This is a genomic window from Cobetia sp. SIMBA_158 (assembly GCF_046566945.1).
Taxonomy (GTDB): domain Bacteria; phylum Pseudomonadota; class Gammaproteobacteria; order Pseudomonadales; family Halomonadaceae; genus Cobetia; species Cobetia amphilecti.
Genome location: NZ_JAWJYL010000296.1, coordinates 1 through 276 on the forward strand (window position 1 = coordinate 1; position 276 = coordinate 276).

Annotated in this window: 1 pseudogene; it reads right to left on the minus strand. The window is 35.5% G+C overall.

Annotation, left to right across the window (positions count from 1 at the left end):
- Window positions 1-29 precede the first annotated feature (29 nt).
- Window positions 30-276 (minus strand): annotated as a pseudogene (locus tag R2R70_RS20040) (hypothetical protein); the annotation flags it as partial.

Here is a 276-nt window from a genome sequence, read left to right on the forward strand (position 1 = left end):
CCAATAAATGAAAAATTCATACCTATTTCTTATGTGCCACAAAATGTTCGATAAGGTAAATTCGATGGCGCTGGCAATGAGCAATATTCTTTTGCCAATTCAGAAGTATAATCATATGGATTCGAAAGTACTTTTAGCAGCTTCTCCATCACACTATAATCTCCATTAACAGCAGCTTCCAACGCTTCTTCAACTCGATGATTGCGTGGAATTACTACTGGATTCCAACTTTGCATTAATTGTATTACTTCATCTTTCGATTGTTCTTGTCTTGAT